The organism is Yoonia sp. (genome assembly GCF_046292185.1).
GTDB lineage: Bacteria > Pseudomonadota > Alphaproteobacteria > Rhodobacterales > Rhodobacteraceae > Yoonia.
This window is the reverse complement of the sequence record NZ_JBKBQY010000018.1, coordinates 1-11,639: the sequence shown is the minus strand read 5'-3', so window position 1 is coordinate 11,639 and position 11,639 is coordinate 1. Positions and strand designations below refer to the sequence as shown.

12 protein-coding genes and 1 pseudogene are annotated in these 11,639 nt (G+C 60.3%); 3 read left to right on the top strand and 10 right to left on the bottom strand.

All coding sequences use genetic code 11. The features are described from left to right. Nucleotides 1–70 precede the first annotated feature (70 nt). From rlmH to ACK4TM_RS05150, 5 genes are all read right to left on the bottom strand, one after another. Nucleotides 71–541 carry a 23S rRNA (pseudouridine(1915)-N(3))-methyltransferase RlmH gene (gene rlmH / locus ACK4TM_RS05170; RefSeq protein ID WP_409697763.1) on the bottom strand — a complete coding sequence of 157 codons (471 nt, stop codon included), beginning with the start codon at nucleotides 539–541 and terminating at the stop codon, nucleotides 71–73. Continuing rightward, nucleotides 541–999, bottom strand: a complete 459-nt coding sequence (gene rsfS / locus ACK4TM_RS05165) for a ribosome silencing factor (protein WP_409697868.1) — start codon at nucleotides 997–999, stop codon at nucleotides 541–543. Before rsfS ends, rlmH begins: the two co-directional genes overlap by 1 nt. Before the next feature lie 89 nt (nucleotides 1,000–1,088). Further along, nucleotides 1,089–2,096, bottom strand: a complete 1,008-nt coding sequence (locus ACK4TM_RS05160) for an alcohol dehydrogenase catalytic domain-containing protein (protein ID WP_409697760.1) — start codon at nucleotides 2,094–2,096, stop codon at nucleotides 1,089–1,091. Nucleotides 2,097–2,110: 14 nt separating this feature from the next. Beyond that, the gene (locus ACK4TM_RS05155; protein ID WP_409697757.1) at nucleotides 2,111–2,899 is read right to left on the bottom strand and encodes an exodeoxyribonuclease III; all 789 of its coding nucleotides are present in this window, start codon (nucleotides 2,897–2,899) and stop codon (nucleotides 2,111–2,113) included. 21 nt (nucleotides 2,900–2,920) lie between these two features. Further along, nucleotides 2,921–3,910: an asparaginase gene (locus ACK4TM_RS05150; protein WP_409697755.1), complete on the bottom strand. Its 990-nt coding sequence runs from the start codon at nucleotides 3,908–3,910 to the stop codon at nucleotides 2,921–2,923. 197 nt (nucleotides 3,911–4,107) lie between these two features. On the opposite strand from ACK4TM_RS05150, the gene ACK4TM_RS05145 reads away from it, so the two are divergent. The 3 genes from ACK4TM_RS05145 to ACK4TM_RS05135 all read left to right on the top strand — a co-directional run bounded on the left by ACK4TM_RS05145 (nucleotide 4,108) and on the right by ACK4TM_RS05135 (nucleotide 6,195). Beyond that, on the top strand, nucleotides 4,108–4,638 hold the full coding sequence (locus ACK4TM_RS05145; RefSeq protein WP_409697752.1) for an invasion associated locus B family protein: 531 nt from the start codon (nucleotides 4,108–4,110) through the stop codon (nucleotides 4,636–4,638). 125 nt (nucleotides 4,639–4,763) lie between these two features. Further along, on the top strand, nucleotides 4,764–5,939 hold the full coding sequence (rlmN, locus tag ACK4TM_RS05140) for a 23S rRNA (adenine(2503)-C(2))-methyltransferase RlmN (RefSeq protein WP_409697749.1): 1,176 nt from the start codon (nucleotides 4,764–4,766) through the stop codon (nucleotides 5,937–5,939). Between the two features lie 52 nt (nucleotides 5,940–5,991). Continuing rightward, entirely contained in the window at nucleotides 5,992–6,195 is a 204-nt protein-coding gene (locus ACK4TM_RS05135) for a hypothetical protein (protein WP_409697746.1), read from the top strand. On the opposite strand, the gene ACK4TM_RS05130 is transcribed toward ACK4TM_RS05135, so the two are convergent. The 5 genes and pseudogenes from ACK4TM_RS05130 to ACK4TM_RS05110 all read right to left on the bottom strand — a co-directional run. Then, nucleotides 6,192–7,310, bottom strand: coding sequence for a Gfo/Idh/MocA family protein (locus tag ACK4TM_RS05130; protein WP_409697744.1), 1,119 nt, complete (start codon nucleotides 7,308–7,310; stop codon nucleotides 6,192–6,194). The genes ACK4TM_RS05135 and ACK4TM_RS05130 overlap by 4 nt on opposite strands. 10 nt (nucleotides 7,311–7,320) lie before the next feature. Beyond that, nucleotides 7,321–8,067, bottom strand: coding sequence for a sugar phosphate isomerase/epimerase family protein (locus tag ACK4TM_RS05125; RefSeq protein WP_409697741.1), 747 nt, complete (start codon nucleotides 8,065–8,067; stop codon nucleotides 7,321–7,323). 18 nt (nucleotides 8,068–8,085) lie between these two features. Further along, nucleotides 8,086–10,458, bottom strand: a complete 2,373-nt coding sequence (locus ACK4TM_RS05120; protein ID WP_409697738.1) for a beta-mannosidase — start codon at nucleotides 10,456–10,458, stop codon at nucleotides 8,086–8,088. After that, entirely contained in the window at nucleotides 10,458–11,537 is a 1,080-nt protein-coding gene (locus tag ACK4TM_RS05115; RefSeq protein WP_409697735.1) for an ABC transporter ATP-binding protein, read from the bottom strand. Before ACK4TM_RS05115 ends, ACK4TM_RS05120 begins: the two co-directional genes overlap by 1 nt. A 3-nt stretch (nucleotides 11,538–11,540) precedes the next feature. Continuing rightward, nucleotides 11,541–11,639, bottom strand: a pseudogene (locus ACK4TM_RS05110) (carbohydrate ABC transporter permease); the annotation flags it as partial.

Genomic DNA, 11,639 nt, shown 5'->3' with positions numbered 1-11,639 from the left:
CGCGGAACCGGGCCAAGGCCAAGCAACCCCCGGCTTCTTATTTCCGAAAATACTCCCCGCGCGGAGCGCATCAAACTCTGTGATACGGCCCACCGCCAAGGATCGAGGCTGCCCGATACAGCTGTTCAGCCAGCATCACCCGCACCAGCATATGCGGCCAGACCATCGCCCCGAAACTGAGCGACGCATCAGCATCCGCGCGCAAGGCCGGGTCAATCCCATCCGCGCCACCGATGACAAAAGCAACATCCTGTCGGCCCTGATCACGCCACGCCGCCAGCAGATCGGCGAATTGCGGCGATGACATCACCCGCCCGCGTTCATCCAATGTGCAGATCAAGGCACCATCCGGCACCGCGCGGCGCAGCAATACGGCCTCGGCAGCCATGCCGCCGCCTTTTTTATCCTCGACCTCGATCATCTGCGCGGGACCAAGCGCCAGCGCCCGCCCCGTGCGGTCGAACCGGGTAAGATAATCATCGTACAGGTCGCGCTCCGGGCCCTGCCGTAGCCGGCCCACAGCGCAAATCTGGACACGCATCAGCCGGCGGAAACTTTTCCGGGCTGCCACATTTTCTCAAGCTGATAGAACTCGCGCACTTCGGGGCGGAAGATATGGACGATGACATCGCCGGTATCGACCAGCACCCAATCGCCCGTGTCCTTGCCTTCGGTCTTGGAGATCAGGCCGAATTCCTGCTTGAGCCTGTCCTGCAGCTTTTCCGCCATGGCGCTGACCTGTCGGGTCGACCGACCGGATGCGATGACCATATAGTCACCCATTTCCGACTTGCCGCGCAGATTGATCTGCACGATGTCTTCGCCTTTGTCATCATCTAGGGATTGCAGAACGGACGCCAGAATAGATTCGCTATTGGCTGTTTTCAGAGCCTGCATGGCATGGGCTCCGGTGTTGGCTGACGTTTCAGCCGATATGGTAAGAGACAGTGCATTGTCCTCCTGAAAGGGCACCGACAAAGCCTCGGTGCGGGGCGTGATACTAAAATAGCAAGTGCGTGGTCATTTTTCAACAAATTGCACGCGAAAGAGTTCCAGTGCCGGATCGGCGCGCGGATTGCAATGGACGATCACGCGGTCGGGTCGATAAATGCCTTGCCATCGCGCTGGCCCAGCACCTGCGGCAGCGTGGTTATCGCCTTGGTCAAAGGCACGATGCCCGCCACATCGGTGATCCAGTCACCCGTCACGAAACGTTCCTGTATCGTCGCAAATGCCTGCGGGATACGCGCAGGATCGGTGTCTTTCATCCAGCGGGTCAGCCAGAACCCTTCGATCCGCTTGTTCTGAAAGATCATCTGGCCCATCTGCGACAGCTTTGGGGCCTCGGTCGACAGCTTCCCGTAATTGATCCAACGCGCGCCGTCCGGCATGGCGAAAAACATATCAGCGGTGAACTGATCGGCCACAGCATCCAGCAGGATGCGTGGCGCGTAATTTTTGAACGCGGCACGCGCCTGATCCAGCGGGTTGTTCCCGCTCGTCAAAATGACCTCTGCCGCGCCAAGCGCGCGCAAAGCCTCGGCCTGTTCGGCGCGCCGCGCGACGGCAATCGGTGCTATCTTGTGGTCGCGACCCAGGCCGATCAGAAACTTGCCCAGCTGCGATCCCGCAGCGTTCAGCACAAAACTGTCGGCCCCGCTTTGCTGCACAATATCGAACATCGCAATCGCAGTCAGCGGGTTCACCAATTGCCCCGCGGCATCCACCGGCGACAGATCTGCGCGGCATGGCACCAGACCGCTGACATCGGTCATCGCATATTGAGCCCAGGTGCCGGACGCGCTGGCAAAGAAACTGACGCGCTGCCCGACAAGCGGGGTATCCCCGGCGACGACTTCGCCCACAGCCTCGAACCCCGCGGGAATTCCACTTTTGCGCGGCTGGCCATATTCGCCCTTGATGAAATGGATGTCAGACGGGTTCACAGCGGCCAGTTGGACCTTGATCAGGGCCTGACCCTTACCGGGGGTCGGCACAGCTATGTCGCGGAGGGCGACAAAAGGGGTCAAATCATCGATATCGGGGCCGGTCTGGGTGCCGGCATAGCCGTCGTGCAATTGGACAAGGGCACGCATATGGGTGGGTATCGTCATAAATCAAAGCTCGCGAATACAGGGGCGTGGTCGCTGGGTTTTTCCCAGCCACGCACATGGCGCAACACACGCGAACCGTGGGCTGCCCCACTGATGTCGGGTGTCGCCCATATGTGATCAAGCCTGCGGCCCTTATCCGCCGCATCCCAATCTGGTGAACGGTAAGACCACCAACTGTAAAGATTGCCTGTCGGAATGTCCTGCCTTGTCACATCGACCCAAGCGCCTGCATCCATCACCTGCCCGAAATGGTCGACCTCGATCGGCGTATGGCTGACGACCTTCAGCAGCGCCTTGTGGTTCCAGACATCATCTTCACGCGGGGCGATGTTCAGGTCGCCGACAAGGATCGCCTTGTCCGGCCGCATCGCATGATAGGCGTCGCGCATATCGGTCAGGTAATCCAGCTTGTTGCCGAATTTCGCGTTGATATCTCGATCCGCGACATCGCCGCCCGCGGGCACATAATGGTTGTGGATCGTGACGCCATTTTTCAGCTTCGCCGCGACATGGCGGGCATGACCCAGACCCGCGTAATCCTCTGCCCCCGCTTCCGTCAGCGGGATTTTCGAAATGATGGCGACGCCGTTATACCCCTTTTGCCCGCGCGCGACCATGTGGGTATAGCCCATCGCCTGAAACTGCGCGACGGGGATCAGATCCACCGGACTTTTGCATTCCTGCAGGCACAGAATATCGGGCTGTTCATCACGAAGGAGTTGCAGCACCAGCTCTTCACGCAGGCGGACAGAATTGATGTTCCAGGTGGCAAGGGTAAAGGGCATGTCAGGCTTTCTTTTGTTGGTTCACAGAAGGGCGGCAGTGGGCGTGATATGGCCGGTAACCCGGCCATCCCAGTTCAGCACTGGCGGGGTCATGCGGGCCTTCGCAGCGGGATGATCCGCATGCAGCACGCCAAGTTTGACAAGGATCGCCGCCATCGCACATTCGCTGGCGCGGGTGGCACCATCGGTGATCTTCAGCGCCACGCCCAGCCGTTTTTCCGGGATGATCGCGATGAACACGCCTTCGGCGCCGGTTTTCACGGCAACTTTGCCGTCCATCGCGCGCATCAGATCGGTGCAGGCGCGGCCCTTGCCTGCCACCAGTTCGGGAAACGCCATCATCGCGCTGGTCAGCTTTTGCGCCGCCACACTACGGGTGTCGCCGCGATCCTGCGCCGAGGCAAAAAACGCCATCGCGCGCGCCAGACCATGCACCGTGCAAGCGTGGTTCGGCGCGGTGCAGCCATCGATGCCGAAACCGGGGCTGGTTTCCTGCGTGACATCCTCGAACGCTTCCTTGCAGGCAATCTGCACGGGATGGTCGATCTCGGTGTAATCCGGCCCGGCCTGCAGATGTTTCGTCAGCGTCAGAAAACCCGCATGTTTACCCGAACAATTGTTGTGGATGCGGCAAGGTTCCTGATGGGCGCGGATCATCGCCAGATACAGATCCTTGTCGCGCGACGCCTGCGGGCCGCAACGAAAATCATCATCGCCCAGCCCCAGATCGGCCAGCCAGTCACCCACCATGGACACATGCAGCGGCGCGCCTTCATGCGAAGCACAGGCAAGCGCAAGCTGTTCGGCGCGCAACCCCGCTGCGGCGCCGCTTTCCACCAGCGGAAGCGCCTGCAACATCTTGCACGACGACCGCGGATAGATCACCGCGCCCGGATCACCCCAGGCCTGAACAATCGCGCCATTGTGATCGCAGACAACCGCATGGCCCTGATGCAGGCTCTCGCACATGTCGCCGCGCCAAACTTCGACCAGATCAACGGGTTTTGCCATTTCGTGCCTTTCCGGGTTGTTTCCGTCACTGCGATACTCTGCCGAGCCGCATTTTCAGGGGTTTCCCCCAGATGCATTTTCTTGATAGCGTTACGCTTATCGCGTAGTAACTGTTCCTGCCAGTCCAAAGGGTGCCACAAGATGCGCCCACGACATGCCGGAACGTCCAGAGGCAAGGACAGCTTGGAGGCTGTAAGATGATCTTTAAGACGATGACGACCTGTGGATTTTTGTCCGCAATGATATTTGCCGGGGCCGCATCCGCCCAGAACCAAAGCGAAAACCGCGTCGCGGCGAATTCCGACTGGGCCGTATATGTCGAGGCGAGCCCACGCGAATGCTGGGCTGTGTCCGCCCCTGTCGAGACGATCAACACCCGTGATGGTGCCCCCGCCGATGTGAACCGTGGTGATATCCAGATGCTGATCTTCTACCGCCCCACCGAAAATATCGCCGGGCAAGTGATGTTTGCGGGCGGTTATCCATTCGCGCCCGGATCGACCGTGGCACTGACAATCGGCGGGACAAATTATGAATTGTTCACCGAAGGCAACTTTGCCTGGCCCGCGTCGCCGCAGGATGATGCCAGCATCATCGCTGCAATGAAACGCGGGGCGGATGCCACTGCCGTCGGACGATCCTCGCGCGGGACACAGACCAGCGATAAATTCAGCCTGATCGGCTTTACCGCCGCGGTGGATGAAGCTGCGAGCCGCTGCGCGGGGTGATCCCCTTGTGAAAAGGCTCTCCGCTCCGGGCGGGATATTTATACGCTGACAACGGGGCTGGTTTTCTTGTGGAAACCGGCCTCTTTGCTTATATGGCACAAAGACTCTGGCCAGAAAGACCCAACATGGACGTGCAAGCCCCGATCACGCAAGACGTGCTGACCATCCCGCGCAAGGTGCCGGACGGGTTGCCGAACCTTGTCGGCATGACCCGTGACCAGATGCGCGATGCGCTGATCGCCGCGGGCACGCCCGAAAAGCAGGCGAAAATGCGCGTCGGCCAGATCTGGCAATGGATCTATCATTGGGGCGTGCGCGATTTCGCATTGATGACCAATCTGGCCAAGGATTACCGCGCCATGCTGGCCGAAAACTTCGTCGTGGCCGTGCCAGAGGTTGTGACCCGTCAGGTCAGCGGCGACGGCACCCGCAAATATCTGGTTCGCATCGCAGGCGGTCATGAGGTCGAGGTGGTCTATATCCCCGAAACCGACCGTGGCACGCTGTGCATTTCTAGCCAGGTCGGTTGCACGCTGACCTGTTCGTTCTGCCATACCGGCACGCAGAAACTGGTCCGCAACCTGACCGCATCGGAAATTGTCGGTCAGGTCATGGTCGCGCGCGATGATCTGGGCGAATGGCCCGTGCAAGGTGCGCCCAAGGATGAAACCCGGCTTTTGTCCAATATCGTGCTGATGGGCATGGGCGAGCCTTTGTACAATTTCGAAAACGTCCGCGACGCGATGAAGATCGCGATGGACCCTGATGGTATCCAGTTGTCGCGCCGCCGGATCACCCTGTCGACCTCGGGCGTTGTGCCGGAGATCGCGCGCACCGCGCAGGAGATCGGTTGCCAACTGGCGATTTCCTTCCACGCCACCACGGATGAGGTGCGCGACAAACTGGTCCCGATCAACAAACGCTGGCCTCTGGCAGAATTGCTCGACGTGCTGCGCAGCTATCCCAAGGTCAGCAATTCGGAACGGATTACCTTTGAATATGTGATGCTGGACGGGGTGAATGACAGCGACGCGGACGCACGCCGCCTGATCAAGCTGATCGAAGGGATTCCGGCCAAGATCAACCTGATCCCGTTCAACGAATGGCCCGGCGCGCCCTATAAACGGTCGTCGAACAACCGCATCCGCGCCTTTGCCGATATCATCTACAAGGCAGGCTATGCCTCGCCGATCCGCACGCCGCGGGGCGAGGATATCATGGCCGCCTGCGGGCAGTTGAAATCCGCGACGGAACGCGCGCGCAAATCAAAGGCGCAGATCGCTCAGGAAGCCGGGCTGTAGTTTTTCGTTTCCGGCTAACCTGTTCTTCATCATTGTATGGTGAAATGGGCGCATGAAACACATCACTCTTGGCCTGCCACCCGAAATCATGGACGCCCTGCAGCATCTGGGTGGCCGCAATGATGCAGAAATCCACCGCATCGTCTGCGACGCCCTGCGCAGCGACTTTCAACGCCGCGCGCAAAAGGCGCGACATCGAAAAACCACGATCCCGCCGCCAGCCTATGACAGCGACGGGATCGTGCAGACGGTCTAGACTAGCAGCGCGCGCGCCTCATCCGGTGACAGCGACGCGGGTCTTTCGCAGGTGGTGGTCAGATCGATGAACCGCCGCTGTTCGCCCGCATGCAGGATCGCGGTCATCACATCGACCGCATGGACCGCCAGATCGATGTTACACCGATGTTCGCGGCCTTCGGCGATGGCAGCGGCCATGTCTGCCAAACCCGCGCAGCGGTAATTTGCCCGCTCGTCCTGATTGGCCAGACCAAAGGGATGATCCCATTCCGGCAAAGCCGTGATCGTCTTGTCCAGCCCGCCAATCTCGACCGTGCCGCCGAAAAAATTGGGATCGGGGATGAACAACGAACCGGTTTCGCCGTATAGTTCCATATTCGCATGCCGATGCGCGCAGATGTCCCAGCTTGCGCCCAATGTCACCGTCGCACCATTGGCGAATTCCAGCAAAGCATGGATATTGGTCGGTGTTGCGACCGGCACCGTTTCACCCAGTCGCGCGCCACTGCCGATGATCCTGTCCGCATAGGTCGCGGTGGCAAGGGCGGCGACCGATTTCACCGGCCCGATCAACTGGATCAGGTTGGTGACGTAATAGGGGCCGATATCCAGCACCGGGCCAGCGCCGGGTTGGAAAAAGAAATCAGGGTTGGGATGCCAGGATTCCATCCCGCGCGACATCACGTGGCAGGTGCCGCCGATGATCCGCCCCACATCGCCCGCGTCAATCGCCGCGCGCGCCTGTTGGTGTGCACCGCCCAGAAAGGTGTCGGGCGCAGACCCGATGCGCAGGTTCTTTGCCGCCGCGAGATTGCGCAATTCCTCACCCTCGGCCAGCGTCAGGACCAGCGGTTTTTCGGAATAGGCGTGTTTGCCCGCTTCCAATATCTGCTTTGTCACCGCGAAATGCACCGCCGGGATGGTCAGGTTGACCACCACGTCGATGTCGGGCGCGCGCAGCAGATCCTCCACCGTTTCGGCACGCACGGCGAATTCAGCCGCCCGCGCGCGCGCCGCGTCCATGTTGATGTCGGCCACAGCCACCAGCCGCAATGCTTTGAACAAAGGGGCCAGTTTAAGATATGCCGTGGAAATATTGCCGCATCCGATGATGCCGACGCCAAGTTGTGTCATGTTTCGGTCCTTAGAAAGATTGCACAGCGGCTAGGCTGCGGCGGGCAAAGCGCATGTCGTCGCTGGGGTTGTCGTGTTCGACGACATAGTGATCGACGCTGGCCTGCTGCAGCGCGCTGTGGATCGCCGCCCAGTCCTGAATCCCGTGACCGACATCGGCCCAGCCGTCCTCTTCCACGGCGGTGCCGTCGGGGGCGATATCCTTGACATGCACAGCCGTCAGGCGGCCTGCGTATTTCTTGATCCATGCCAGCGGATCATGGCCCGCCACGCGGACCCAGCCCAGATCAAGTTCCAGCATCAGATCGGGGGACGCATCTGCAATCAGGTCCAGCGGCATGTCGCCTTCGGGGGTCGCGTCAAATTCAAACGCATGGTTGTGCCAGCCAAAGACCAGCCCCGCGTCCTGCACAGGCTTGCCCGCCTCCGTCAGGCGCTTGCCGAAGGCCGCCCAGCCCGCGCTGTCGGACGGGCGGTGCTCTGGCATCAGAAACGGGATGATCATCTTGCCGATGCCTAACGCCTTGGCGGTGGCAATGGCGCCAGCGGCATCCTTTTCCAGCATATCAAGGGCGAAATGGCAGCTCGGCATCGCCAGGTCGTTGGCCTCCAATGCGGATTTCAGTCCATCCGCATCGGCCAGCAATCCGCCGAAACCTTCGACGTCCCGGTAGCCCAGTTCGGACAATTTGCGCAAAGTGTCATCCAAAGGCGGGAAGTTGCGCGAGCAATAAAGTTGATAGGCGATACGTGGCATGTCGTTTCCTTTTCTTGGTCAGGCATAGGTCGCGCTGTGCAGATCGCGCAGCGTGAAATTGGGGCTTTGGCCGGGATCGGCGGGGGTAAAGGTCAGGTTCCGCGCGTCGCCCGGCAACAGGTGAAAGGCGTTGGCAGACCAGCGGCCCGGGACATCCGCCTCCACCGCGACGAACAGGGCAAGGGTTTGCGCCGTCACGGTGACCGACAGCCCGTCAACCTGGATCGACAGACCAGCGGGTTGCAGATCATAGCTTTTGAACGGTTTCGGCGCGTGAATATCGGCACCCGTCGCGCCTTGCGCGCTCTTCCAGCGAAAGGCGATCATTTCATCAGGGGCAAGATCGGCCAGCGGGATGTCCAGCATATCCACCGCATCCGCATGCAGCGTCACACCCGCCATCCCGATATCGCGCAGACTGCCATCAGCGCGCAGCGCCTGTGCGGTGACCTGCACGACCTGCGGCATCGGCATATCGTTGATGCCGCGCAGCACGAGCCGGTCACCAACAGGCACCGCTGTTACCAGCACCGGCGCATAGAAATCCCGCGCCATATGATGCAGCAATTTCCAGTCGCCGCCATGATCCAGCGAGGCCCAGGAACAGACCGGCCAGGTATCGTTCAACTGCCAGATCAGCGTGCCCATGCAATGCGGTTTCAGGCTGCGCCAATGGGTGACAGCGGTCTTGATCGCCAAGCCTTGCTGGATCTGCGACAGATAGACGAAATCATCGAAATGTTTGGGCCAGCGGAAATATCGAAACATGGTTTCCGCAATCCGCGCATTGCCGCCTGCGTTCTTTTGATGGCTTTCCAGCACCGGCGCGGCGATGTTCTGGTCCTGCGGCCCAGCAAAGCGGTTGATCGCATTCATCGACGGATAGCTTTGAAATCCGAATTCCGAACAGAAACGTGGGGCGATATCGCGGTAGTGGTCAAAGTCGCGCCCTTCGTGCCAGACCGACCAGAAATGCATGTCGCCCGATCCGTCATCATGCCAGGCATCGCCGAAATTCATCGGCCCCGGCGAGGGCGACGACGGCCACCAGATCGCGTCCGGGTCGGTGGCTTTCAGCGCGGTTTCTATCGCACGGTTCAGCCGGTCGTAATTCACCAGATAACGGTCACGGTCCTTGCGGCTAACCTCGTACCAGTTCAGCGCGCCGATCAATTCATTATCGCCACACCACAGCGCCAGACAGGCGTGATGCTGGATGCGGGTGACGTTTTCGGCCACTTCCGCAGTGACCTCTGCCAGAAATGCGGGGGTCGAGGGGTAGAGATTGCAGGCAAACATGAAATCCTGCCAGACCAGCAGCCCCAGCTCGTCGCAGGCATCATAGAAACTGTCCCGCTCGTACCGGCCCCCGCCCCAGACGCGGATCATGTTCATATTGGCGTCCACGGCGGATTGCAGCAGGTCGCGGGTTTTGGCGTCGCTGATCTGGCCCGGCAGCGCATCGGCGGGAATCCAGTTCGCGCCTTTGCAAAAGATATCCCGCCCGTTGACGCGGAACTTGAACCCAAGGCCCGCATCGTCCGGCGTTGTCACCAGCTCCATCTGACGCAGACCGATCCGGCGCTGCGCCGTCGCCGAGCCAGCCGTGATCGTCAGGTCATAAAGCGGCTGATCCCCCTGCCCTGCGGGCCACCACAGATCAGGGTTCTGGATCGTGACACGCAGGCGGGCAATACTGTCGGTGCTGGGCGCAGTCACGCTTTGCCCGGCGATCATGGCGGTGACATCGCCGTTGTGGCGGCTGGTTATGACCGTCACATCCAGCGACACCGCGCCGTCCTGATGGTCCTGCGCCACCATGATGCTATCGACCCGCGCAGCTTGCGCTTGCTCCACCTGCATCGTGCCGTAAATCCCGAACGGGGCCAGTGCAATGTTCCAGTCCCAACCGAAGTCACAGGCAGGTTTGCGCAGCATGTTGCCATTGGGGATCGGACAATTGTCGGGGTGGTGCGGGACCTCGAACGGCAAAGCAGCCTGTTTTGCCGCACCTGCCACGACAGGGGAATGAAAGGTCACGCTGATCCTGTTGCGCCCGACCTGCGCCACCCCCGCCAAAGCCACACGATAGGTGCGGAATGCGTTTTCAGCCTCCAACACCAGCTGATCATTCACACGCACCGTCGCGACGCAATCCAGTTCCGACAGGACCAGATCGACATCCGCGCTATCCAGATCAAATTCACGCACAGCATGCCAGTCACGCTCACAAATCCAGCGCAGATCATATTCGTTGCGCCCCCAATAGGGATCAGCAATCAGCCCTGCCGCGTACAACGCGCTGATCCCGTCCGTGGGCATCTGCATGGTGCAGCGATAGGTGCCGCTGTCATCGGACAGCGACCATGCACCGGCAAGATCGATGGACATTACAAACGATCCTCGGTCTTTTTGTCGAAGATGGATGCGCGCGACGGATCAATCCCGATGGGCAGCAGATCGCCCGGATTGACGCGCGCCTGCCCATCCATGCGGATGCGGAAAGCATGGCCGTTCAGCTTGGCATAGACCAATGTGTCGGACCCCATCGGTTCGACCAAGTCGACATCGGCGGTGAATTGCAACGGCGCGTTCTGTGCCAGCTCGCCGGTCACGACATGTTCCGGCCTGATCCCGATCACCGCGTCGCAATCAGCGACCGTAGCGGTCAGGAAGTCATAGCCCACCATCGGCATGACCATGTCATCGACCTTGAACTGGCCCGATTCAAATCGTCCTTCAAGGAAATTCATCGACGGGCTGCCGATGAAATCCGCAACATAAAGGTTGCGCGGACGGTTATAAATCTCGTCCGGGCTGCCCAGTTGCATGATCTTGCCGCCTTTCATGACGGCGATCCGGTCGGCCAGGGTCATCGCCTCGATCTGGTCGTGGGTGACGTAGATCATCGTGTTCTGCAACTGGTTGTGCAGACGCTTTAGCTCGACCCGCAGGTCGACACGCAGCTTGGCGTCAAGGTTGGACAGCGGTTCATCGAACAAGAACACATCGACATCGCGCACCAGCGCCCGGCCAATCGCGACACGCTGGCGCTGACCACCCGACAAGGCCCCCGGTTTGCGGTCCAACAATGGCTGGATCTGCAGGATATCGGCGGCGCGGTTCACCCGCTTTTCGATCTCCGCCTTGGGAAGGCGGGCGTTTTTCAACCCGAACGACAGGTTCCCCCGCACCGTCATCTGCGGATAAAGCGCGTAGGATTGAAACACCATCCCGATCCCGCGTTCCGACGGTTCGGCCCATGTCACATTGCGGCCCTTGATGAAGATCTGGCCATCGGTGACCTCCAGCAGCCCCGCGATACAGTTCAGCAAGGTGGATTTGCCGCAGCCGGACGAGCCGAGAAGGACCAGAAATTCGCCTTCATGCACATCAAGGTCAAGGTTTTGCAGGACTTTGACCGCCCCGAAAGCAAGGTCGAGTTGTTTGATTTGAACAGAATAGGTCATGGATCAGCCTTTGACTGCGCCGGCGGCGATGCCGCGGACAAAAAGTTTGCCAGAGGCAAAGTAGATGATGAGTGGCACCAGCCCGGTAAGCAGGGTCGCCGC

What these genes read in the sequence shown, in the direction of transcription:
- rlmH (WP_409697763.1), bottom strand. Translation starts at nt 541, where the DNA reads ATGCGTGTCCAGATTTGCGCTGTGGGCCGGCTACGGCAGGGCCCGGAG.
- ACK4TM_RS05160 (WP_409697760.1), bottom strand. Translation starts at nt 2,096, where the DNA reads ATGCGTGCCCTTGTCCAATTGCACGACGGCTATGCCGGCACCCAGACC.
- ACK4TM_RS05155 (WP_409697757.1), bottom strand. Translation starts at nt 2,899, where the DNA reads ATGCCCTTTACCCTTGCCACCTGGAACATCAATTCTGTCCGCCTGCGT.
- ACK4TM_RS05150 (WP_409697755.1), bottom strand. Translation starts at nt 3,910, where the DNA reads ATGGCAAAACCCGTTGATCTGGTCGAAGTTTGGCGCGGCGACATGTGC.
- ACK4TM_RS05145 (WP_409697752.1), top strand. Translation starts at nt 4,108, where the DNA reads ATGATCTTTAAGACGATGACGACCTGTGGATTTTTGTCCGCAATGATA.
- rlmN (WP_409697749.1), top strand. Translation starts at nt 4,764, where the DNA reads ATGGACGTGCAAGCCCCGATCACGCAAGACGTGCTGACCATCCCGCGC.
- ACK4TM_RS05135 (WP_409697746.1), top strand. Translation starts at nt 5,992, where the DNA reads ATGAAACACATCACTCTTGGCCTGCCACCCGAAATCATGGACGCCCTG.
- ACK4TM_RS05130 (WP_409697744.1), bottom strand. Translation starts at nt 7,310, where the DNA reads ATGACACAACTTGGCGTCGGCATCATCGGATGCGGCAATATTTCCACG.
- ACK4TM_RS05125 (WP_409697741.1), bottom strand. Translation starts at nt 8,067, where the DNA reads ATGCCACGTATCGCCTATCAACTTTATTGCTCGCGCAACTTCCCGCCT.
- ACK4TM_RS05120 (WP_409697738.1), bottom strand. Translation starts at nt 10,458, where the DNA reads ATGTCCATCGATCTTGCCGGTGCATGGTCGCTGTCCGATGACAGCGGC.
- ACK4TM_RS05115 (WP_409697735.1), bottom strand. Translation starts at nt 11,537, where the DNA reads ATGACCTATTCTGTTCAAATCAAACAACTCGACCTTGCTTTCGGGGCG.